Origin of the sequence: Mesorhizobium sp. M0048, assembly GCF_040323405.1 — a bacterium.
In the GTDB taxonomy this organism is placed as follows: Bacteria; Pseudomonadota; Alphaproteobacteria; order Rhizobiales; family Rhizobiaceae; genus Mesorhizobium.
On the sequence record NZ_JAMYUV010000004.1, the window covers coordinates 150,410 to 172,688 of the forward strand.

Below are 22,279 nucleotides of genomic sequence, written 5' to 3' on the forward strand. Positions count from 1 at the left end.
CAAAATACGTCAGTAGCGGAAAACGCTTGCTATGGTTTCCGCTCAAGCGGCTTTGTCGCGCATTGTCACCGGCCGACGCTTTTTGCGCTTGCTGATCTCCCAGCGCTTGTGGAACCACATCCACTGGCCGGGGTCTTCGCGCACCCAGCGCTCGACGACGTCGTTGAGAAGCTGGGTGGTGGCGGGGACGTCGACACTGCCGCCGGCGGTGCGCGGCAAGGTGAGCTTGTCCTCGATCTCGAGCCGGAAACGATTGTTCGGCAAGCGCACGCAGCGCGCCGGGTAGACATCGCAATCGTAGTGCCGCGCCAGGGTGCCGAGGACCCGGTTGCTCTCGCAGGGGCGGCCGAAGAATGTCGTCTCGAGCCCGCCGGTGAATTTCTGGTCGACTAGCACGCCGATATTGCCGCCCTTCTCCAGGACGGCCGCAAGCGCGAACGAGGCACCGGTCGAAGACGGCAGCAGCGATCCCATGCTCGAGCGGCGGGTCGAGAGGATGTAGTCGGCGAGGTAAGGGTTGTTGGGCGGGCGAAACAGCGCCGTGATATTCATGCCGAAAGTCGCCGCCGCCACCGGCAGCAGTTCGAAATTGCCGAGATGCCCGGTGAAGACGATATGCGGCTTGTCCTCGCCCGCGATGCGCACGAAATGCTCCACGCCCTTGACCTCGACGCGGCCTGGCTTCGTCGCAGTGGGATCGTAGTCGAACAAAGCATCGAGAAAAATGTATTCGGCGGCCAGGCGGGCCATGTTGCCCCACATGTCGGAAGCGATCGCTTCGATCTCGGCATCGCTTTTTTCCGGATAGGCCTGGCGCAGATTGTCGACCGCAACCTGATGGCGCGCCACCCAAGGGCCGATGCGGCGGGCGGCGCGGTCGGCAAAATTGAGCGCGCTGTCGGGCGGCAGCAGGCGCAGCGCGGAGATGATGATCATCGCGACCCGCGCGACCAGCCAGTAATTGAACTGGCGAAGCCGCCTGCCATAGCGGAATCCCAGGTCCCTGCGGATCTTCTTGAAGGCGTTGCCGATCATTCTCAGCCGACGCGCAGGATGATCTTGCCGAAGACGTCGCGGCCTTCCATGCGTTTCAGCGCCGCATCGATGCCGTCGAAGCCGACCTCGGTGTCGATCACCGGCGCGACCAGGCCCGCCGCCATCTTCTGCATGGCGTCGGCCATGTTTTCCATGCGGCAGCCGAACGAGCCTAGCAGCTTCAGCTGCTGCTGGAACAACTGCATCAAATTGATCTGCGTCGACACGCCCGAGGTCGAGCCGCAGGTGACCAGCCGACCGCCGCGTTTGAGGCACAGCATCGAGGCGGCAAAGGTGTCGGCGCCGACATGCTCGAACACCACGTCGACGCCCTTCTTCTTGGTCAGCTTGCGCACGACGCCTTCGAAGCGGTCGTCGCGGTAATTGATGACGTGGTCGGCGCCGAGCGCCTTGGCCTTGTCGATCTTGTCGTTCGAGCCGACGGTGGTGATGACCGTGCAGCCCATCTTCTTGGCCAGCTGAATCGCGGCGGAGCCGATGCCGGAGCCGCCGGCATGGACCAGTATCGTCTCGCCGGACTGCAGCCGGGCATTGTCGAACAGCATGTGCTCGACCGTGCCGAAGGTGACAGGCGCCACCGCCGCGCCGATTTCGCTCACGCCGGGCGGAACTGGGACCAGAAGGCGCGCCGGCAGGTTGATCTTTTCCTGCGCAAAGCCGTCGAGATGGAAGCCGTGCACGCCCGAAACATGCTCGCAGAGATTGTCGCGGCCTTCGCGGCAGGCGCGGCAAAGCCCGCAGGTGCGGGCGCCATAGATCGAGACCAATTGCCCGGGCACAAGGCTGGAAACGCCGGGGCCGACCGCCTCGACCTCGCCCGAGGCCTCGGCGCCGACGACCAGCGGCAGCTTGCGCTTGGCAAAAGCCATGCCGCGCCAGCCCCAGACGTCGATGTGGTTCAGCGCCACGGCCTTGATGCGCAGCGTCACCTCGCCTAGCGCAGGTTGCGGCGGGGGCGGCAGGTCCACCGTTTCAAGGCGGCGGTCCTCGATAAGTTGCAATGCGCGCATGGTGCCTGTCGGTTCAGTCTGGCTGAAAAAGGTCGCTTAGACCGGTTCCCGCGCCATGACAAGGCAGGTGTTCTGGCCGCCGAAGCCGAAGGAGTTCGACAGGACCGTGCCGACCTCGGCGTTGCGCTTGGTGTTCGGCACCACGTCGAGGACGATCGCCGGGTCGGGATTGTCGTAGTTGATGGTCGGCGGAATGACGCTTTCGCGCATCGTCATCAGCGAAAATGCTGCCTCGACAGCACCGGCAGCCGATAGGGTATGGCCGATCATCGACTTGTTCGACGAGACCGGCATTGACGAGATCCGCTCGCCGAACACCGTCGACAGCGACAAATGCTCCATCTTGTCGTTTTCGGGCGTCGAGGTGCCATGGGCGTTGACATAATCGATCCCGTCCTCGCTCAAGCCGGCATCGGCAAGAGCGGCGCGCACCGCCGCGATCGCCGGCGAACCGTCCGGCTTAGAGCGGGTGCGATGGAAGTCGTCGGCCTTTTCGCCGCAGCCGCGCAATATGCCGAGAACGGTGGCGCCGCGGGCAAGTGCTGCCTCCAGCGATTCCAGCACAAGGGCGCCCGAGCCTTCGGCGAGCACGAAGCCGTCGCGATCCTTGGAGAAGGGTTTTGAGGCCTTTTCAGGGATGTCGTTATGGGTGGAGAGCGCCGATAGAAGCGAGAAGCGGATCAGCGCCTCGGCGGTCGCCGAGCCGTCGGCGCCGATCGACAGCGCCCTGTCGCATTCGCCGCGGCGGATCGCCTCGACGCCGAGCTGGATCGAGGTGGCGCCCGAAGCGCACGCGGTCGACAGCGTAATCGGCAGGCCGCGCGTGCCGAAACGGTCGGCAAGCCGGTCGGCAATCGAGCCGAACTGGGTGGTCTCGAAGATGTCGAGTTCTCTGAGGCCGCGCGCTACCCGCAGCAGCCTTTCGGCGCCGGAATCGTGCCTGTCTGAATTATTGGGCTTGTCGGAATTGTAGAGCGAAAAGCGCTCGCTCCAGTCGAGCTCGACCGGCGGCGAAGCGAGGAACAGCGGTCCGCCGAAATCGCCGGCATCGAGGCCCGCCTCCGACATCGCTTCCTGGGCGGCGGTTTCGGCAAGCTCATAGGTGAGGAGACTGGCGCCCTTGGAGCTCGACGGCAGGAAGTCGACCATGCCGGAGATGCGGGTGTTGAGATGATCGACCGGGAAGCGGGTGATCGGATGGATGCCGGATTTGCCCGATGTCAGCGCCGCCCAATTGTCGGCCTTGCCGACACCGAGCGACGTCACCACGCCGATGCCGGTGACCGCGACGATCGGCCTGCCCATATGGTCGTTCAGATTGGCCATTTGTTGTCCAAAAACCTGTTTCTCTTGGAGCGTCGCATCGCCCGAAAACCGCGTCACACTTTTCGGTCCGATGCTCTAGGCGGCTTTGATCAGCGCCATACCCTCGAATTGGTGATAGCCGATCGCCGTTGCAAGGACGGTCTTCGGGACACCGGCAAACGGTTTTTCGACTGTGGCGTCGAACACAGGGTAGGCGGCCTTGCGGTCGACAGCCAGTACCGCCAGCGCAACGGCAAAGGGGAACTGCGCTTCCTTCATGTGGCCGGTCAGCGTCGAAAAGCCGCGTGCGGCGATCGCCGGATTGGCGTCGAGCGCCGATTTCTCGGCGGCGGTCGCGGCATGGGCGCCCGAAGCGCCGGAGATCGCGAGCAGCTCGCCATTCGGCAATGCGGCCTGCTTCAGCAGCGCGGCGATCTCACCGTCGAGTTCGCCCCGCCGGCGCTTGGCACGGCCGGACAGGATCGGGCCGAGTTCCGCATAGATCTTCCGGCCACGGCTTTCCGCATGCTCGCGCTGCTCCAGAACGAGAAACGCGCCGCCGGATCCGGTCACCACGCCGCCGCCCTCGGCACCTTGCCTTTGCCAGACCGGCGTCCACGGACCGCGATGCAGGTAGCCGGCCAGTTCATAGCCGAGCAGCATGTCGGAGTGTTCGGTCTGGAAAGCGCCGCCGACCAGTATATGCGTCGACTGGCCGGAGCGGATGCGCGCGGCCGCCGTCTCGACAGCGGCAACGCCGGCACCTTCCTCGCCCATGAAGGTGCGCGATGATCCCGTCACCTTATGGACGATCGAGATGTTGCCGGCGAGCAGGTTGGAGAGCTGTGCCAGAAACAGCGTCGGGCGCAATTCCGTGGTAAGCTTCTCGTTGAGCAGCACGTCGCGGTCATTGCGGCTTTCCGATGCCGCGAGAATGGCCGCGTCGACCGCCTCGTCGCGCTCGCCGCCGCCGGCGGCCACCACCATGTCCATGGTCGCGCAGAGTTCGTCATTGCCCTTGATGCCGGCATCGTCGAGCGCAAGGCCGGCCGCATAGGTGCCGAGCCTCTGCCAGGTCTCCATCTGCCGCTGGTCGCCACGCTTGGCGATCTGCAGGTTCCAGTCGATCTCCGGCAGCGGGTGGACCGTATAGGGCGAGAAGCGCGAGGCCTCCAGAACCGGTTCAAGGCGCGGCTGGACGAGCTTTTGCCAATGCGCATCCGGACCCTCGCCCAGTGACGAGACAAGGCCGATGCCTGATATGACGACGTCGCGGGGGTTCATGGGCGGCTGTTGTGGGTGAGGGCGCGTCAAGCGCAGTGCTTAGATGGCGTTCTTGGCGGCGACGAGCGCGTCGATCTTGGCGCACAGGTTCTTCATGACGAAATAGTCGTCGGTCGAGGCCTTGCCGTCATTGACCTCCTGCGTCCACTTTTCCAATGGCACCTTGATGCCGAATTCCTTGTCAATGGCAAAGACGATGTCGAGGAAGTCGAGGCTGTCGATGCCGAGATCGTCGATGGTGTGGCTTTCGGGCGTGATCGTCTCGATGTCGATCTCGCTGGTGTCGGCGATGATCTTGGCGACTTTGTCGAACGTGGTGGACAAGGGCTTTTCCTTCGATTGCGGGCGGAATCTGTCCGCATGTGTTTTGGGCTGTCTAATCGGTTTTTCCGGGCAGGAAAAGGCCTGATACGCCGGGCGCAGATGGGATTGATGTTCTGGCAGAGCAAGATGAGATCGGAATCCAACCACGGCTTCTCGTGGCAGTGGCATTTCGGCAACACCTATCTCGCTCGACGCGAGGAGCGACCGGCCCGGTCAGAAGGTAACGCGGCCGAGCACGCGCAATCCGTCGCCTTGCGGCTCGACGACCACGGCTTCGCCTTCGCGCGGCGAGATGCCGGTCAATTCCTTGATGTCTTCGAGATGCGTGACCATGACCAGATTGTCGGAGCCGGAATAGCCGCGGATTTCTGCCAGGATCGCAGCGATCTGAGCGGCCTTCTCCTTTTCGTCGGTCTTCAGCAGGTCAAGCGGTGCGAACGGCTCCGGTTCGCTTTCGAAAGCTATGCGCGCGGTTTCGAGGCAGCGGCAATAGCGGCTGGACAGCACGCGCTCGACCGGTGCCGCGCGGGCGCCAAACAGCGCGCCGATCTTGCGCGCCTGTTGCTTGCCGCGCTCAGAGAGATTGACCTGGGTGGCGCATTTGCCGAGGTCGAAATTGGCCGCATCGGTGGTGCCGGTGACCATGGCATGGCGAAGCAGCACCACATGCCCGCCGTCGCGCAGCAGCGCCCAGCCGGCTTCCGTCGCATGGGCTGTGGCGGAAACGGCAAGCAACAGCAGCGCCAGCACAAATCGAAGCATCAGACATCCTTTTCGGGTGACCGGCAGGCAGGTCCCCGGTGACCGGCATATAGGGACGGCAAAGCCGGCTGAAAGACAAGCCGAGTGCAACCTGCGGCCGAGACGCCTATTTCTTCGCTATCTGCTTCTTCACCAGATCGATCTTGCGGTCGGTCAGCGGGATGGGGAGTGTATAGCCAGCATCGGTAAAGCCCTGCTTGGCGTTCTCGAAGAATTCGATCGCCTTTTGGTATTCGGCATTGCCACCGCCATAGCTGCCGCGGTTCCAGTGGACGTCGCCGAGATTGTTCTGCTCGAAGGCCCATTGCATCGGCTGGCTTTCGCGGGTGAAGACCTTGAGCGTTGCCTCGAAGGCGGCTTCGGCTTCGTCCAGATATTTGCCGGTGCGTTCGAGATTGCCTAGATTGATCAGGCTCATGCCGATGCCGTTCTGCGCGTTCGCCCAGTCGACGGGCGAGGTCTCGAAGGTCAGCACCTCCAGCGCTGCCCGGCGCGCGGCGATCGAAGCGGCCAGTTTGCGGGGATCGGCCTCGCTCATGCTCAGCCATTGCAGCGCCGAGCCTAGACCGGCCTGCGCCAGTGCCCATTGCCGCGGCGTCGTCTCGCGCTTGTATTCGCGAAGTGCATCGCGATAGGCCTCGATCGCCTCCTCGTAATGCACCGGCTTGTCGGTCACGCCGCCGAGCAGTTGCAGCGTGTTGCCGAGATTGTAGTGGGTCATCGCCCAGTCGAGCGGAAACTCCTTCTTGGTGTAGACGCGCCGTGCCGCCCGGTATGCGGCCGCCGATTGCTCAAGCCTGGCAGGATCGCGCGTGCGCTGGCCGAGCGTCTGGTAGATCGAGCCGAGATTGTTCTCCGCCGAAGCCCAATCCGTCGGAAAACGTTGGCGTGTGAATATGGTCAGCGCGTCGCCATAGGCGGCAGCCGCCTCTTCGAGCAGGCCGGTGCCGAGATCGAAACGGGCAGCACTGCTCAGCGCGTTACCCAGATTGAGACGGCTGCTCGCCCAGGAGAGCGGGAAGGTGTCGCGTGTGCGGATTTCGAGCGCGGCGCGGAATGCCGCGGCTGCCTCGTCGATTTTTGCCTTGTCGTTGCGTTGCGTGCCGAGAGACACCAGCGTGTTGCCGAGATTGTTCTGGACCATCGCCCACTGAACGGGCGCCTTTTCGCGCGTGTATTCTTCAAGCGCCAGCCGGTAGGCGGCCTCGGCCTCGGTCAGGCGCTCGCCGTCCGGTTCGCGCTCCGAAAGCGCGTAAAGCGCAAGGCCAAGGTTGCTTTGCGAGGCGGCCCAGTCCAGCGGGACTTTGTCGCGGGGCCGCTTCTCCAGCGTGGCGCGCATCGCCACCACCGCCTCATTCAGGCGTTTCGGGTCGCTCTCGCGTTCGCCGATCTTCAACAGCACATTGGCCAGGTTGTTCTGGGCCGCGGCCCAGTTGATGTCGTCCTTCTCGCGCTCGAACACGGCAAGCGAATCGCGAAAGATTTTCGCTGCCTCTTCCAGCCGGTCGGTTTCGCGCTCGCGCTCGCCGATCGTCTGCAGCACCACCGCCATGTTGTTGCGGGTGATCGCCCAGTCGCGGTTCTGCTCGCCATTGGGGATGAAGTTCAGGATGACGCGGTAGGCGTCGATAGCGTGCTGCAGCGCTTGCCTGTCGCCGGTGGCGTTGCCATGCGCGTTGAGCGCTTCCGCCTCCTGGTTCTTGTAGTTCCAGCGCAGCCTGTCGTCCCATCTCTCGACCAGCGAGAAGGCCTCGCCGTAGTCGTTGGCGGCCGACAGATAGTCGAAGACCAGCGCCGAAGCGTCGGCGCGCCTGGCATAGATCGCCGCGTCGGCAAGACGCTTCTGCCTGACCAGATCCTCTGCCCGATCGACCACGCCGCTGGCCTGCTCGACCCGGCCCACCGCCTGGTCGAGGAAGTTGCGCGCGGTGACGATGGCGCCCTGGCCGATCGCTTTGTCGGCCGAGGCGACGAGGCGGCTGATCTCGGGGTCGTCGGTGCGCAGCGCGTTGCGCTCGGAGATCATCTTCTTCAGGCGCTCGGCCTGCGCATCAAGCAGCTTTTGCAGGTCGGTGGGGTCCTCCGGCATCTTTTCGGTGCCGAGCGCCTTCAGCACGCCATAAAGCGCGTCGAGCGGCACGCCGTCCTGCAGCGAGGCCAGTTCGACCTGTGCCCGCTTGGGGTTCGGCAACTCGGCGATCGTCAGCAGCAATTGCCGCCGCTCGCCGGTGATCAGGTCGTCGTCGCCGGTCGGCTCCTGCGGTGCAACGCCGAAATAGAGCAGCCGGCGCAGGCTTTCATTGACCCATGGCCGCTGCCTTGCCTTGGTGTCGAGATAGACCTCCTCGGTCACCATGCGCATGACCGAGCCGAACTCGGTGCCCTTCATTGCCGCTAGGTGGCGCAGAAGTGCCGCTGCGTAGGGGCTGTTTTCGCCGACGATGCCGTCGAGTGCCGGCCGCCCCGGCTCGGCGGCAAAGCCGATCACCGTTCCCAGATTTTCCGTCGCGGTCGCGTTTGCCAGTGCCCTGGCACCGCGCACCGGCTCCAATCCGCCGGCGCTGATCGGGGAGGCCGAGGCCGTCGGCGCCCGGCGCAGCACCGCATCCGCCGGAAACGGGTTGGTGCGGCAGGCATCGAGCAACATGATCGTTACCGGCACGGTCGTCTTCAATTCGTCCATGACGGCGGAGATCGGCACCAGGGCCTGATCGGCGTCCTTCAATGAAGAAACGTCGGCGTCGACCGGCACCAGATAGTTTTCGCCGCCGGCCTCGATGCCGTGGCCGGAATAGTAGATCAAGGCGACGTCGGCGTCCTCTGCATCCTCGGCGAAACGCTCGAGGTCGCGCTTCAGCTTTGCCGTGTCGCGGTCGGTTACACTGCGCGCGTCGAAGCCGAGGTCGGTCAGCATCTTGGCGATGTCGCGGGCGTCGTTGGCGGGGTTGGGAAGAGCCGCTATGTGCTGGTATTTCGACTGGCCGACGATCAGCGCCACACCCTTGAGGCTCGCCGGCTCCGCGGCATGAGCCGAGGTCACCACGAGGCAAAGCATGGCGCCGACGAAAGCCGTCAGCCACGCCTGCTTGAAGAAGTGCTGATTTCCGACAAGGCCCATTCGCCGCGTGTCCCCCGACAACCCTGTATAGCGCTGGCATCCAACCATGAGCAAATTCGGGCAAGATCCGAGCGGCCGGATTGTTGGCCGGTACATTCGCGAGGGAAGGGCGATTGCGCCGCGCTCAGGGCTCGCCTATCACGGGAAAAATGTCTCCGCTTACCGAAACCGTCCTCTTCGTCTTCAGTCTCGTCGGGCTCGGCTATCTTGCCGGGTTGACCGGCTATTTGAAGCCGGCGAGCGGCGAGGGCGTATCCGAATTCGCCATCAACGTGGCAATGCCGCTTTTGCTGTTCCAGACCATGGTAAAGGCCGATTTCCACGGCGTGGCGCCGTGGTCGCTGTGGGGCGCTTATTTCGCGGCGGTCGCGCTCACCTGGGCCACCGGCCATCTGGTTGTTACGCGCATCTTCGGGCGGGACGCCCGCGCCGGCGTCGTCGGCGGCGTATCGTCGTCCTTCTCCAACGTCGTCCTGCTCGGCGCGCCCTTCATCATCGGCGTGTTCGGGCCGGCCGGGTTCGAAGTGCTGTCACTGCTCGTCTCCATTCACCTGCCGGTGATGATGATGGCCTCGATAATCCTGTTCGAGATGTTCGGCCGCGGCGGCAGCGAGCCTGTGCATCCGGTCCGTGTCGTCAGGAGCTTTCTCAGGAGGGTAATCATCAATCCGCTGATCATCGGCATACTGGCCGGGCTGGCGTGGCGCTTCACCGGTGCGCCGCTGCCGGTGCTTGCGACGCGGCTGAGCGACGCGCTGGCCGGCACGGCCGCCCCGGTTGCGCTGTTTGCCATGGGGCTCAGCCTGCGCCGCTTTGGCATCTCCGGCAATGTAAGGCCGGCGCTGGCGCTGTCGGCGCTGAAACTGTTCCTGATGCCGGCGCTGGTTCTCGGCCTGGTGTGGCTGATCGGCCTGCCGCCATTGACGGCCAAGGTGGCGGTGATGGTTGCGGCGTTGCCGTCCGGCATCAATTCCTATCTCATCGCGGTGCAGTTCAACACCGGCCAGGCGCTGGCGTCGAACCAGATGACCATCGCCACCGCCTGTGCTGTCGTGACCACTGCGTTTTGGCTGACGGTGGTCGTCCATGTTTTTGGGTAGGGTATGTCGATATTCAGGTGATGCCGGCCTGCGAATGGCGGTTTCCTGCGCTTCCGGTACTCACGGACCCGAATGTCCGCTCCGTTCCGGTTCTCGGAACCCACCCTTCTCGACTCGGCCTGACCTGAATCTCAACATACCCTGGAGCCTTGGCTGCATCGCTCTCGCTTTGGCTGGCCCAAACCCTATATGCCATCTTGTGATTGCTTGCGGGGCTTGCCCTGGGCTAAGAGCAGTGGCTCTAGCGATGCTATCGCGCACGTCCATTCACGAAATCAGCGACCGGCCCGCCAGGTGCCGAACGGAGGCGAGATCATGCTTCAGAAAACCAGCCATTTCATGCGGCAGGCCAATCTCATCAATGGCGAATGGGTGCAGGCCGATTCAGGCCAGACGATCGACGTCAACAATCCTGCCACCGGCCTCAAGATCGGCACAGTGCCGAAGTCGGGCAAGGCCGAGACCCGCCGCGCCATCGAAGCCGCCGACGCTGCTTTCCAGACATGGCGCAAGACCACCGCGCTCGAACGCTCGAAGCTGTTGCGCAAGCTGCACGACGCGATGATGGACAATCAGGACGTGCTGGCCGAACTGCTGACCATCGAGCAGGGCAAGTCGCTGTTCGAATCGAAGGGCGAGATCGGCTCGGCCGCGTCCTACATATTGTGGTTCGCCGAAGAGGGCCGCCGCACCTATGGCGACGTCGTTCCGTCGCCCTGGGCGGACCGCCGTATCCTGGTGACCAAGGAGCCGGTCGGCGTCATCGCCGCCATTACGCCGTGGAATTTCCCATCCTCGATGTTGGCCCGCAAGCTTGGCCCGGCGCTTGCCGCCGGCTGTACCGCCGTGGTCAAGCCCGCGTCGCAGACGCCTTATTCCGGCCTTGCCTGGGGCGCGCTTGCCGAGGAAGTCGGCTTCCCCAAAGGCGTAATCAATATCCTGACCGGCGCCGCCGGTGAGATCGGCGACGAGATCTGTGCCAACCCGCTGGTCAAGAAGATCACCTTCACCGGCTCGACGGAGGTCGGCAAGATCCTGATCCAGAAGTCGTCGGTGACCGTCAAGAAAGTGTCGATGGAGCTCGGCGGCAATGCGCCGTTCATCGTCTTCGACGACGCCGACATCGAGCGGGCCGTCGCCGGCGCCATCACCGCCAAGTACCGCAATTCCGGCCAGACCTGCGTCTGCACCAACCGCTTCCTGGCGCAGGCCGGCATCTATGACCAGTTCGTCGAAAAGCTGGCTGCTGCGAGCAACGGGCTGAAGGTCGGTTCCGGCCTCGAGGAGGGTGTCCAGCAGGGACCGCTAATCGATGAGAAGGCGGTGGAGAAGGTCGAGGAGCTGATTGCCGACGCTACTGCCAAAGGCGGCAAGGTCGTCGCCGGCGGCAAGCGCCACGCGCTCGGCGGCTCGTTCTTCCAGCCGACAGTGATCGCCAATGCGACGCCGAAGATGCGCTTCATGAAGGAAGAAATCTTCGGCCCGGTAGCACCGGTATTCAAGTTCGAGACCGAGGAAGAGGCCGTAGCACTCGCCAACGACACCGAGTTCGGCCTGGCCTGCTACTTCTACACCGGCGATCTCGGCCGCGCCTTCCGGGTCATGGAAGGGCTGAAATACGGCATGGTCGGCGTCAATGAAGGGCTCATCACCACCCCTGAAGCGCCGTTCGGCGGCGTCAAGGAATCGGGCCTCGGCAAGGAAGGCGGCCATCAGGGCATCGAGGATTATCTCGACACCAAATATGTCTGCATCGGTGGACTTGGTCTCTAGAAGCCTGATGCGGTAATACCGAAAACGACCCTGGGCCGCTTCGAAAGGCCAGGCTGGCATCGAGCAGCGAACTTGCGAGCATGGCAATGAAGGACGGCGAGGTTTTCGGCACGACGCAGGCGGGCGAGGCCGTCCGCCGCTTCACCATCCGTGGTGGCGGCCTCACCGCCAACATCATCGGGCTGGGTGCGATCATCCAGGATCTGCGTCTGGCCGGGCACGACGCGCCGCTGGTGCTCGGCTATGATCGTTTCGAGCACTATGAGACTGACACCGCCTTCTTCGGCACCGTCGTCGGGCGCTATGCCAACCGTATCCGCGACGGCCGCTTCACGCTTGCCGGCAAACGCTATCAGACCGAGCGCAATTTCCTCGAAAAGCACACGCTGCATGGCGGTTCGCAAGGTTTTTCGCGCCGGGCCTGGGCGGTTTCGCTGCATGGCAGGGATTTTGTCACGCTGACCCTGCACGACCCCGACGGCACGATGGGCTTTCCCGGCGCGCTCGACGTGACCTGCACCTACCGGCTGAAGATCCCCGGCACGCTCAGCGTCGAACTGACCGCCACCTGCGAGGAGCCGACGCTCTGCAACCTCACCCAGCATTCCTATTTCAACCTGGATGACGGCGGCGCCGGCGACATTCTCGACCACCGGCTGATGCTGAATGCCGGCGCTTATCTTCCTGTCGACGCCGATCTGATCCCGACAGGCACGGTCAAGCCGGTCGACGGCACGCCTTTCGACTTTCGCCAGGCGCGGCCGCTGCGCATGGAGACCGAGGGCGAACAGCTCCCCTATGACCAGAATTTCTGCCTCGCCTCGACGCGCGGGCCGCTGAAACAGGCATCATGGGCGCAGGGCGCGAATTCCGGCGTCGAGATGGAGCTCTGGACCACGGAGCCGGGTGTCCAGCTCTATACCGGCCAGTATCTGGCGCCGTCTTCGCCTGGATTGGGTGGGCGTGAATACAAGGCCTTTTCGGGCTTCTGCCTGGAGCCGCAAATCTGGCCGGATGCGCCGAACCGGCCGTATTTCCCGCAAGCCACACTGTGGCCCGGGCAGATCTACCATCACGTGACGGAATACCGGTTCAGGCTGCCTTAGGGTTGGACTGCCGCTGCCGAAGCGTACGACTCGAGCGTCGCGAACATGCCCAACGTAGCGCCTCGGGATGATAGTGTCCTGAAGGTTCTGCAAAAGCTCTGGAGAGAGAACAGCTCTTGGCCTGAGGCAACGGGCTGCCATGGCACGCTGGTGACGTTTCGACCACCGATTCCCGTGGAAGGGGAGTGCCATGACCAGTCGAGAAATAGGCTGAGCAGAGGGCGAGTTGAAAGCGTTGCTGTCGTCGGATGAGGACGGCTTTCGCAAGGTCTTGCAGATTGTGGTGCAGGAGGCTTTGGAGGCCGAGATGACGCAGGCCATCCAGGAACTTACCAAGAGCAATCAGTAACGCACTTCGTCGACCCGCAAACCGGCTTGAATGTCATTCGCGATAGTTCAGGAAATCTCCTGTCTTGATGGAAGCTCAGTCCCAAGCAGTTAGAATATGTCTTGACGACCGGAAAACTGGGAGGCGAACAATGAGCAGCGTATCTGGCGAATACCGTGCGTTGGTTGAAACTTTTCTCGCAGGGGAAATAGATGCTCCTAAGTTGGTAGAAATTTACTTAAAGAAATTTAAGAATGAGACGCGAGCCATCCCAGAGCAGGAGTTTAAGGTGATAGATGAGATCTTTGCTGGCATTGACTCATATACTTCCGATATCAGCTTGATTAGAGAGAATCCTAGATTCTATCTTGACGAAGCGCAACTGAGAGTAAAAGTTGCGGAGGCCCTAGACCGGCTCCCATAGGCTTACCGGCTGCCCGGCGGACACGCCAACGTCATCGCTGAATGCAACGCCATTTTTGCAGAGCTTGACGCACACAACTCTCGAGATCCCTAGTCTGCGGCAGAGCTTCAGCCATCTGGCGGGTATCTCAGAACCGGCTGGAGCGTTCTTTCGGCTGAGGCGACTTCAAGCCCTGACAGGAGCATGCCGGATCAGCAGGAAGTCGCGCGGCGGTCTCCAGCGCGACCCGCGAGGCTGTCATTGAGAGATTGGGCAGCACGTCCTCCTGCAGCAATTTCTGGCGATTGCGATCCATATAGTCGTTGAAGCCCGCCGTCACGAACGCGCAAGGCACGAAACACGCGCCGATCTCGCGCGACAAGGTCGCCTCAGGGGCGATGGAATGGTTGAGTACATCCGCCCCCATGCCCCGATACGCCAAGGCTTCGGCTGGCGTTGTCAGCCGGGGCCCATAACAGTGGGCAGCCACCAACTGCTGTTCGATGCCATAAACGCGGCATTCGGCTGGCCAATGACGGCGGGCCGTTTCGACCAGAACCGCCGCACATCTTGGACACACGATTTGCTTGCCCGAACAGTCAAAGCTCTGGCGGTCAGGCAACAGTGAAAACGGGGTCTGCGTCAGTTCGATGATGTCGGCGGTCACCACCATGTCGCCCGGCTGGATCGCCTTGTTGACGGCGCCAACCGTCGAGCAGGCGAGAACTTGCCGTACACCCGCCCGCATCAATACCCAGAACGCGCGGCGATGACAGGAATGGTCAATATGGTCGCGGGGATTGCCGTGCGAATACATGCACAGAGCGCGCTTTGCTCTCCCGTCGGCAGTAATCGACGCGTCGAACTCGAGCAGCTTCCAGTTGTCGGTACGACCGAAAGGCGTTTCAAAACTCATGTCGCGCCGCAAGGTACGCACACCATCGAATTCGACATCTTCCGGGAAGGCAAGCCCCCAGTTTGCCGACCCGGTGATGATGGCCAACCCTACCTGAGGGATGTCCGTCGAATGATCCGTCAGATCGTCGGCTGCATGGTAATTGGTGGGCATGTTTCCAGTCTCGGTCAGGATTTTTGGCGAAGGGTCACAATCAGGACCACGGCCACGACGATGACGGTCCACAATGTCGAGATCGCCGCAATGGTCGGATCGATCTGATCGCGCAGCGACAGGAACATAAGCTTCGGCATCGTGCTATTGCGACCACTTGCGATGAAGATCGAAATCACCGACTCGTCGAGCGAAGTCAGGAACGCCATCAATGTCGCTGACAGCAAGCTGATCCGAAGTTGCGGAACGATGATTCCGCCAATGGACCTGGCCCAGTTTGCACCGAGGCTGCGCGCCGCCTGAACCTGGTTCCAGTCAAAGCGGGCGAGAGCGGGTAGCAACACAATGCAGGCGACCGGAACGGCCAGCACCACATGTCCGACCAGCACACCGAATAGCGTTCCGATCAGATGTTGTGCGGCCAACACAAAGAAGAGACCGATCGCAAGCAGGATACCTGGGGTGATCGAGGGGGTCAGCAGGACGCTCTGGATGGCCGTAGCGGTCTTTCCGCCCAGCCGATTCATTGAAATGCAGGCGAGCAGCGCGAAGGGTACCGCGATCAACGCCGTCAACGTCCCAAGGATCAAACTCGTTCTGAGCGCGGCCATCCACGTTGCCGAGCCGAAGAAGTTCTCGTACCAGCGCAACGAGTAGGCGTGCGGCGGAAACTCGAGGAGATTCGACGCCGAAAAGGAAAGCGGCACCACCACGAGCGTCGGCAGCATCAGAAATGCCATGACAAGAGCGGCAAAGCTCCAGAGCAAAATGCGGGCGAGCCTGTTTTGCGGATAGGCTTCAAGCATGGGAGGCTTCCACGGTGTTCTGGGCCACCATACGGCGTGCCGCCAGCAACATCACACCGATCAGCGACATAAGAACGAGGAGCAGAATGCCCAGGACGCTTGCCGACCCCCAGTCCTGAAAGGTCGATAGTGTACGCTCGATCCGGGTAGAGAGCGGATTTACCTTGCCGCCGCCAAGCACCGCCGGCGTGATGAAAAAACCTATGGCGTAGATGAGGACGATGATCGAACCCGAGAAGATGCCGCCCGCCGAAAGCGGCATAATGACTGTGCGGATGACCTGCCTGAGAGTGGCTCCCATGCTCGCAGCCGCGCGAATGAGATTTGGGTCGATATCGCGCATCGCAGCATAAACAGGCAGCAGAAAAAGTGGCAGCATGTAGTGCACCATGCCGATGAGCGTTCCCGTGAAGTTGTAGACCAGCGGCAATGGCTCCGCCGTCAGGCCTGAACCGGTCAAAGCCGCGTTGATCAGGCCGTCGCGACGCAAGAGCACGAGCCAACCATAGGTACGCACCAGAATAGAGGTCCACAGCGGCAGCATGACGAACGCCATGAGCACGTTGGCCAGCCTTGGTCTGACGCTGGCCAGAGCCAGCGCCAGAGGAGTGCCGAGGAGAATGCAGGCCGCCACCGTACCCAAGGACAGTTCGAGGGTCGTGACGAGCGCCGACCACGTCAGTCCGCTCGAAAGGACCTTCTCGTAGTTGCCGACGGTGTACTCACCCCCGGTGGTCAGGAAGGATTGCCGGATGATCCAAAGGATGGGCAGTATCGCCGCCAGTCCAACGATGAACAGCGCCGGGAGCGAAAGTGAAAGAAAAAACCGCCGCTCGCGCCGCGCATCCGCCGCGAGCGCCGGGTCCCGGACGACGGTCACGCCATCGCTCCCGGTATCGCGTGAACCTTCGCTGCCGGTGCATATGCGGTCATCCGCTGACCGGCGGCAAGCTCGGCGCAGCCGCCGGCCCGCGCTGCCGGAATGCAGACAAGAACCTCTTGCCCGCCGTCAAGCGCCAGCGTCAAAAGCCAGTTCTCGCCGCGGAACGCTTTGGCGCGCAGTATTCCTTCGAGAGCCACTCCGTCTCCCCCGACGAGCTTCGCATCAAGATGGAAGCTTTCGGCGCGGATCATCAGAGTTTCGCGTGATGCTTCGGCGCCGTCGATTCTGCGCGCTGAGCCCGGGGCCACAATGTTGGCCTCGCCCATGAACTCCGCGACGAAGCGGGTCGATGGACGATCATAAATCCGCTGCGGCGTATCTATCTGCTGGATGCGGCCAGAATTCATCACCGCAATCCGGTCAGACGTAATCAGCGCTTCGCGCTGGTCGTGGGTTACATAGATCGTGGTGATCCGTAGATGATCATGCAGACGCCGGATCTCATACTGCATGGTCTCGCGCAGGTTCTTGTCGAGCGCCGACAGCGGCTCGTCCATCAACATCACGCGCGGTTCGAAGACGATAGCCCGCGCCAATGCCACCCGTTGACGTTGGCCGCCGGATAGTGCGGCAATATTGCGCTCCGCCAGACCATCCAGCTTCACGCGGGCCAAGGTATCAAGCGCCCGCTGACGCGCCTCCGCTCTCGGTACCTTGCGCAGCACCAGCGGATACGCGACGTTCGCCAGGACATTCATGTGGGGAAACAAGGCGTAATTCTGGAATACTATGCCGATGTCTCGTTTGTTGGGCGGCAGGCGGGTGATGTCTCGATCGCCCAAGAAAAGTTTACCGGAATCCGGCCGGACAAAACCGGCCAGAGCCATGAGTAACGTGGTCTTGCCCGATCCCGATGGCCCTAGCAGCGTGAGGAATTCGCCAGCCTGAATGTCGAGCGAAACATCATCCAGTGCGACGTAGGACCCATAAGCCTTGTGCACGCTTTCGATGGTGATCGCGAGCGACTTCATGATGTGCTCCAGCCTTAAAGCGCGTCGCGTTCGACCGGCTTCACGCGACGCGCTTTAGGTTCTTGTTTTCATGCATGTCGTTGTCGCGCGCTGCACATTTTTGCGCGACATGCGTCAGAGCTGAGAGTCAGCGAGCCATCATTTCATCGAAGGCTCTTTGGGCAGCCTCGCCATTCTTGACCCACCATTCTGAATTGGAAAACACCGAAGTGCCAGCATTTTCAGGCGCGGTCGCTAGGGTCTTCAGACGGTCCTCGGGAATAAGGCCACCCTCATATGCCGCAGGATTGACTGGGCCGTAGGCAATGAAATCGGTCAGCTTGGCAACCCGCGCGGGCTGCGTCATCGCTGCGATGAGCTTCATCGCGGCTTCCTTGTTCGGCGCTCCCTTCGGCACCCCAAGACAGTCCGTGCCGATGACCGAACCCTTGAACGTGTAGTCAGCCGCGCCGCCATCTGCTTTCACGGTTTGGGCGCGTCCGTTCCAGGTAATGACCAAATCCGCCTCACCGTCTTTCAGCAACTGCGCGGACTGGGCGCCCGAGGTCCACCACACGGCGACATCTGGTTTGATCGCTTCAAGCCGCTTGATGGCGCGCTCTAGCCCTTCCGGGGTGCTGAGCACGGAATAGACGTCCGCCGGTGCCACGCCATCGGAGAGAAGCGCGATCTCGATCGAGTCTTGCGCATTGGCGCGCAACGCGCGACGGCCAGAAAATTTGGCAACATCCCAGAATTCCGCCCACGTCTTCGGCGGGTTCTCGCCATAGGTCTTGGTGTTCCACGACATGACGGTGCCATAGGAGTCAAACGGATAGCAGTAGTCGGACTTCGCACCCTCCGGCACGGATTTCGGATCGATGATCTTGTAGTCGAGCGGCTCCAGCAGCGATTGTGCGGCCGCCTGGGCACCTTCCGGCGAACCCAGGTGAATGACGTCGGTCGTGACCGCACCCGAGGTGACCTGCATCTTCAAGGCGGCCAGGCCGTCGCTTAGGGTCTCCTCGCGGACATCATAGCCAAGCTCTTTTGCAGCCGGGCCCCACATGGCCTCCTTCATGGCGTTACCATAATCCCCACCTGCGGTCGTGATGGTGACCGTCTGCGCATGAACGGGCAGGGCAGCCGAGATTGCGAATGCTGTTAAGGAAATGCGTAGCCAGGACATAGGTTCTCCTCCCCAACTTTATCAAACATCGCTCAAAAGAGCCATTATTTTGTAATCGTAACGTTACGATTGCATCTCAATGCACTGGAGTCAAGCTGCTTCCTACGGGAGTTCGATTGACCGGGATGTCGAATTCGGTAACGTTATGGCGGTCAGCAAATCAGCCGGCGCTTTCGCAAATGAAGTCGGGCGAACAATGGCCAATCTAAAGCAGATCGCCGCGGAACTTTCGCTCTCGGTGACCACGGTTTCCCGCGCTCTGAAAGATGGACCGGAAGTGCAGCCCTCGACCATAGCCCGCGTCAAGGAGGCGGCTAAGCGGGTCGGCTATTTACCAAATCATCATGGTCGCGCGCTCAAAACCGGTCGAACGCAGACGCTGACGGCCGTACTCCCGATGGAAACACGAGACCATCTGTCCGATCTGTTGAAGCTTCCTTTAATCGAAGGCATGACGCTGGCGGCGCGGCAAGCCGGTTATAGTCTGTCCATCTATTCCACCACTCCCGACGACGATCCCGTTGAGAGTGTGCAGCGGCAGCTTCAGGCGCACAGCGCAGACGGCCTGATCATCACGCGCCTGGTGTCGGCTGATCCGCGCGTCAAGCTGCTGCTGGATAAACGCATGCCGTTCGTTGCGTTTGGAAGAACCGACCTGGATATCGCGTATCCTTATGTCGATGTCGATAATGAACAGATTGCCTACGAGGCGACCCGGCGGCTCATGGATAAGGGCTGTCGACGCATTGCGCTGCAACTTCTCGTTCCGGAGGACCAGACGAGTGCTATGCGTCTTGCCGGGTATGGAAGGGCAATGGCCGAGGCCGGTATTCCGATCGACCAATCGCTGATCGGTCATGGCATGTTCACCATGGAATCGAGCGCAGGCTGGTTCGATCGCTTGCTGGCGTCATCAGATCCGCCAACGGGCTTGGCGTGCGCCAACGAACTGGGCCTTCTGGGAGCGTTGCACGCTCTCGGCAAGCGGGATCTTACACCAGGCCGCGACGTCCACATCGTCACCCGTGACAGCACGCGGCTGGCACGCTTCCTGCCGGCAAAGATCGGAGTTCATTCCGTGGATATGGCGGGTGTTGGACGCAAACTTATCGAAGTCCTGGTTAGCCGGATCATCAATCCGCTTGGGCCGGTGGAGACAGTCTTGGTGCAAGGCAGATTCGAGCCGGCCGAATAATCCGGGCTGCCATCAGGAGGCCACCTCGTCTTGAACCGGCCGGATCAGCGCCTTTGCGGCAGCTGCTCCCGCCGCTAGGATACGATCCGACAATTCCGTTCCTTCCACGGCGCGCGCGAGTTGAAGCGCGCCGATGAGCGTTGCAAACATGCCCAACGCAGCGCCCTCGGGATCGTTCGTCTGCGGCAGAGCTTCAGCTATCTGGCGCACCAGGGATTGAGCGCGCTCGGCATAGAGGGCTCGCGTTTCAGGCGGCTGCCGCGCGATTTCCGGCAACAACGCGGCCGAAGCGCAACCCTTTCCAGGATTGTCCCGGTGCTCGGCCGATAGATACGTCTCTATGGCCATTTCCGGACCGCCGGCGGCCAATGCTTCCTGCACTTCATGCGACTGCGCGTCCAAGGCCGCCGCCACGCTTTCACGGACGAGCTCCGCCTTCGACTGGAAGTGCGGATAGAAGGCGCCGTTCGTCAGCCCGGCGTCGCTCATGATGGTTGCCAGCCCGGACGCCGCGATGCCGTCAGATCGAAAACGTTCGGCGGCGACCTCCATGATCCGGCTGCGTGACGCGTCTTTTCGGCCCTTTTCGTAGCGCATGGTCTTTCTTTCCTGTCCTGCTATTGCATTATGCTCATAATCTGATATTACGACCATAATTCAATTTGTGGAAATAAGCTAGACCTCTCGAACCTGGAATATCAAAAATGAATGGGAATTCTGAAAAAACCGCAATCGTGACCGGAGCCTCCTCCGGCATCGGCCGCGCCAGCGCCGAGGCCTTGGCGCGGGCGGGTTTCACTGTCTTCGGGACAAGTCGCCGCAAGACCAGTAATGGTCCGGGCGGAGTGACCATGCTGGCATGCGACGTGACCGATGATGCGGCCGTCAATGCGCTCGTTGCCACCGTGCTCGCGCAGACCGGCCGGATCGACCTCCTGGTCAACAATGCCGGTGTCGGTCTGCTAGGAGGCGCCGAGGAATCCTCGGTCGCCCAGGTACAAGCCCTGTTCGACGTCAATCTGTTCGGCGTCATGCGAATGACCAATGCGGTGTTGCCGTCGATGCGGCGGCGCGGCGAAGGGCGCATCATCAATATCGGCTCCATTCTGGGACTGGTACCCGCGCCATACTCAGCTCATTACTCGGCGGTCAAGCACGCGCTCGAAGGCTATTCGGAATCGCTCGACCACGAGGTGCGCGCCTTCAACGTCCGCGTTTCCGTCATCGAGCCGGCATTCGTCCGCACCGTCTTCGACCAGAACGGCATCGAGCCGGATTCGCTGTTGAAGGAATACGATCGGGCTCGAGCCGGGCTCAAGGCGCTGCTGGGCGATGTGATGCCCAAAGCCGATCGGCCGGAAGTGGTGGCGGATGTGGTTGTCAAGGCAGCGACCGATGCCCGCCCGCGACGGCGCTATACCGCTGGCAACGCAGCGCGCCAGGTCAGCCTGCTGCGCCGCTTTGCCCCCGCGGGGATTTTCGACAAGAGCCTGCGCAAACAGTTCCGACTGCCGGTCTGAACAACGGCGAGCCAGAGGATTTCACGCACATGCGACTAGCAACTACGACACATTTGGCCAGGCCCTACGAAACGGAGGCGCCAAGCATGACACATAGATCCAATCGGTCGCCGCGTTCACCGGCGTTGTTCCAGGACGCGCCAACGCTCTCGATCGATGTCGGCGGCACAGCCTTTGCTTACAGGGAACTCGGGCCCAGGGCGGGCGTGCCGGTGATCCTGCTCAACCATCTGGCTGCTCAGCTGGACAATTTTGATCCGCGCATCGTCGATGGCCTCGCTGCGACCCGGCGGGTAATTGCCTTCGACAATCGCGGCATCGGTGCTTCGGGTGGCAAAACTCCGTCGACCATTTCCGGCATGGCGCGGGATGCAATCGCCTTTGTCCGGGCGCTGGGGTTCGAAGAAGTCGATCTCTTCGGCTTTTCACTCGGCGGCTTCGTGGCGCAAGAGATTGTGCTGACCGAGCCCAAGCTTGTGCGCAAACTCATCCTGGCTGGCACGGGGCCGGCCGGTGGGCAAGGCATCGACAAGGTGACGCCGCTGACGATCGTGGACATGATCAAGGGCGCGCTGACTTTTCGGGATCCGAAGTACTATCTCTTCTTCACAAGAACGCCGAATGGGCGCCGCGCCGCAAACGCATTTCTGGAACGGCTGAAGGAGCGCCGGAACAACCGGGACAAGGCGATATCGCTGAGCGCGTTCGGCGCGCAACTCAAGGCGATCAAGGCCTACGGACTCCAGGCGCCACGAGACCTGAGCACCATCCGCATTCCCACTTTGGTTGCGAATGGCGACCAGGACAGGATGGTGCCGAGCAGCAATACCTACGATCTCGCCGGGCGTATCCCTGGGGCGCATCTGGTCATCTACCCGGATGCCGGGCATGGCGGGGTATTTCAGAACTACGCCGATTTTGTCCCGAAGGCGCTGTCCTTCCTCGAGGCTGAGGCCTTGCCGCAGGGCGGCCATGCAGCTGAAAACGTTCGGCTTGTTTCGTCCCGAACAGCAACAGACATTCTTAGAAAGTAACTGC

At 62.0% G+C, this 22,279-nt stretch carries 21 protein-coding genes; 8 read left to right on the forward strand and 13 right to left on the reverse strand.

What is annotated here, in order from left to right; all coding sequences use genetic code 11:
- Positions 1-42: 42 nt before the first annotated feature.
- The 7 genes from NKJ84_RS06250 to NKJ84_RS06280 all read right to left on the reverse strand — a co-directional run bounded on the left by NKJ84_RS06250 (position 43) and on the right by NKJ84_RS06280 (position 8,859).
- Entirely contained in the window at positions 43-1,035 is a 993-nt protein-coding gene (locus tag NKJ84_RS06250; RefSeq protein WP_352505773.1) for a lipid A biosynthesis lauroyl acyltransferase, read from the reverse strand.
- A 2-nt stretch (positions 1,036-1,037) separates the two neighbouring features.
- The gene (locus NKJ84_RS06255) at positions 1,038-2,066 is read right to left on the reverse strand and encodes a zinc-binding dehydrogenase (protein WP_352505774.1); all 1,029 of its coding nucleotides are present in this window, start codon (positions 2,064-2,066) and stop codon (positions 1,038-1,040) included.
- Positions 2,067-2,102: 36 nt separating this feature from the next.
- Positions 2,103-3,392, reverse strand: a complete 1,290-nt coding sequence (locus NKJ84_RS06260; RefSeq protein ID WP_352505775.1) for a beta-ketoacyl-ACP synthase — start codon at positions 3,390-3,392, stop codon at positions 2,103-2,105.
- A gap of 75 nt (positions 3,393-3,467) precedes the next feature.
- Positions 3,468-4,655: a beta-ketoacyl-ACP synthase gene (locus tag NKJ84_RS06265; RefSeq protein ID WP_352505776.1), complete on the reverse strand. Its 1,188-nt coding sequence runs from the start codon at positions 4,653-4,655 to the stop codon at positions 3,468-3,470.
- Between the two features lie 39 nt (positions 4,656-4,694).
- On the reverse strand, positions 4,695-4,979 hold the full coding sequence (locus NKJ84_RS06270) for an acyl carrier protein (protein ID WP_023676462.1): 285 nt from the start codon (positions 4,977-4,979) through the stop codon (positions 4,695-4,697).
- A 213-nt stretch (positions 4,980-5,192) separates the two neighbouring features.
- A complete protein-coding gene (locus NKJ84_RS06275) occupies positions 5,193-5,741 on the reverse strand; it encodes a histidine phosphatase family protein (protein ID WP_352454578.1) in 549 nt (182 codons plus the stop codon).
- A 106-nt stretch (positions 5,742-5,847) separates the two neighbouring features.
- Complete coding sequence (locus NKJ84_RS06280; RefSeq protein WP_352505777.1) at positions 5,848-8,859, reverse strand: caspase family protein; 3,012 nt, start codon at positions 8,857-8,859, stop codon at positions 5,848-5,850.
- Between the two features lie 149 nt (positions 8,860-9,008).
- Here NKJ84_RS06280 and NKJ84_RS06285 point away from each other — a divergent pair, with 149 nt between their 5' ends.
- The 5 genes from NKJ84_RS06285 (at position 9,009) to NKJ84_RS06305 (ending at position 13,590) form a co-directional block, all read left to right on the forward strand.
- A complete protein-coding gene (locus tag NKJ84_RS06285; RefSeq protein ID WP_352505778.1) occupies positions 9,009-9,959 on the forward strand; it encodes an AEC family transporter in 951 nt (316 codons plus the stop codon).
- Between the two features lie 315 nt (positions 9,960-10,274).
- On the forward strand, positions 10,275-11,732 hold the full coding sequence (locus NKJ84_RS06290; protein WP_352505779.1) for an NAD-dependent succinate-semialdehyde dehydrogenase: 1,458 nt from the start codon (positions 10,275-10,277) through the stop codon (positions 11,730-11,732).
- An 80-nt stretch (positions 11,733-11,812) separates the two neighbouring features.
- The gene (locus NKJ84_RS06295) at positions 11,813-12,838 is read left to right on the forward strand and encodes an aldose epimerase family protein (protein ID WP_352505780.1); all 1,026 of its coding nucleotides are present in this window, start codon (positions 11,813-11,815) and stop codon (positions 12,836-12,838) included.
- Positions 12,839-13,064: 226 nt separating this feature from the next.
- Positions 13,065-13,187, forward strand: a complete 123-nt coding sequence (locus NKJ84_RS06300; RefSeq protein WP_352505781.1) for a hypothetical protein — start codon at positions 13,065-13,067, stop codon at positions 13,185-13,187.
- Between the two features lie 130 nt (positions 13,188-13,317).
- Positions 13,318-13,590, forward strand: a complete 273-nt coding sequence (locus NKJ84_RS06305; protein WP_352505782.1) for a colicin immunity domain-containing protein — start codon at positions 13,318-13,320, stop codon at positions 13,588-13,590.
- Positions 13,591-13,717: 127 nt separating this feature from the next.
- Here NKJ84_RS06305 and NKJ84_RS06310 read toward each other — a convergent pair whose 3' ends face one another.
- From NKJ84_RS06310 to NKJ84_RS06330, 5 genes are all read right to left on the reverse strand, one after another.
- The gene (locus NKJ84_RS06310; RefSeq protein ID WP_352505783.1) at positions 13,718-14,638 is read right to left on the reverse strand and encodes a phosphorylase family protein; all 921 of its coding nucleotides are present in this window, start codon (positions 14,636-14,638) and stop codon (positions 13,718-13,720) included.
- A 14-nt stretch (positions 14,639-14,652) separates the two neighbouring features.
- Positions 14,653-15,444 (reverse strand): ABC transporter permease, encoded by a 792-nt coding sequence (locus NKJ84_RS06315; protein ID WP_352505784.1) that lies wholly within the window; start codon positions 15,442-15,444, stop codon positions 14,653-14,655.
- On the reverse strand, positions 15,437-16,324 hold the full coding sequence (locus NKJ84_RS06320; RefSeq protein WP_352505785.1) for an ABC transporter permease: 888 nt from the start codon (positions 16,322-16,324) through the stop codon (positions 15,437-15,439). Before NKJ84_RS06320 ends, NKJ84_RS06315 begins: the two co-directional genes overlap by 8 nt.
- Complete coding sequence (locus NKJ84_RS06325) at positions 16,321-17,358, reverse strand: ABC transporter ATP-binding protein (protein WP_352505786.1); 1,038 nt, start codon at positions 17,356-17,358, stop codon at positions 16,321-16,323. Before NKJ84_RS06325 ends, NKJ84_RS06320 begins: the two co-directional genes overlap by 4 nt.
- A gap of 127 nt (positions 17,359-17,485) precedes the next feature.
- On the reverse strand, positions 17,486-18,526 hold the full coding sequence (locus NKJ84_RS06330) for an ABC transporter substrate-binding protein (protein ID WP_023676450.1): 1,041 nt from the start codon (positions 18,524-18,526) through the stop codon (positions 17,486-17,488).
- A 145-nt stretch (positions 18,527-18,671) separates the two neighbouring features.
- On the opposite strand from NKJ84_RS06330, the gene NKJ84_RS06335 reads away from it, so the two are divergent.
- Positions 18,672-19,721, forward strand: a complete 1,050-nt coding sequence (locus tag NKJ84_RS06335) for a LacI family DNA-binding transcriptional regulator (protein ID WP_352451960.1) — start codon at positions 18,672-18,674, stop codon at positions 19,719-19,721.
- Positions 19,722-19,733: 12 nt separating this feature from the next.
- Here the strand turns inward: NKJ84_RS06335 and NKJ84_RS06340 are convergent, their stop codons facing one another.
- Positions 19,734-20,318, reverse strand: coding sequence for a TetR/AcrR family transcriptional regulator (locus NKJ84_RS06340; RefSeq protein ID WP_352451959.1), 585 nt, complete (start codon positions 20,316-20,318; stop codon positions 19,734-19,736).
- Between the two features lie 107 nt (positions 20,319-20,425).
- On the opposite strand from NKJ84_RS06340, the gene NKJ84_RS06345 reads away from it, so the two are divergent.
- Both NKJ84_RS06345 and NKJ84_RS06350 read left to right on the forward strand, forming a co-directional pair.
- The gene (locus NKJ84_RS06345; RefSeq protein ID WP_352451958.1) at positions 20,426-21,241 is read left to right on the forward strand and encodes an oxidoreductase; all 816 of its coding nucleotides are present in this window, start codon (positions 20,426-20,428) and stop codon (positions 21,239-21,241) included.
- Between the two features lie 86 nt (positions 21,242-21,327).
- The gene (locus tag NKJ84_RS06350; RefSeq protein ID WP_352505787.1) at positions 21,328-22,275 is read left to right on the forward strand and encodes an alpha/beta fold hydrolase; all 948 of its coding nucleotides are present in this window, start codon (positions 21,328-21,330) and stop codon (positions 22,273-22,275) included.
- Positions 22,276-22,279: the final 4 nt, after the last annotated feature.